Origin of the sequence: Escherichia sp. AM3 (assembly GCF_032029835.1) — a bacterium.
Lineage (GTDB): Bacteria > Pseudomonadota > Gammaproteobacteria > Enterobacterales > Enterobacteriaceae > Escherichia > Escherichia coli.
Genome location: NZ_JAVUPQ010001344.1, coordinates 1 through 232, shown reverse-complemented (window position 1 = coordinate 232; position 232 = coordinate 1). Strand labels below are relative to the sequence as shown.

At 53.0% G+C, this 232-nt stretch carries 1 protein-coding gene; it reads left to right on the top strand.

Annotated features, from left to right (window positions below; translation table 11 throughout):
* On the top strand, positions 1-232 hold a 232-nt coding region (locus tag RTW80_RS30985; protein ID WP_312722099.1), incomplete at both ends, for a glycosyltransferase.

Here is a 232-nt window from a genome sequence, read left to right as displayed (position 1 = left end):
AGTTGATGAGCGCGCTCAATCAGATGGATGCGCTGGTATTCAGTTCTCGCGTCGATAACTACCCACTGATTTTGTGTGAGGCGCTATCGATTGGTGTGCCGGTGATTGCCACCCATAGCGACGCGGCGCGTGAAGTGTTGCAAAAATCCGGCGGTAAAACCGTCAGCGAAGAAGACGTGCTGCAACTGGTCCAGTTAAGCAAACCGGAAATCGCGCAGGCGATATTTGGTAC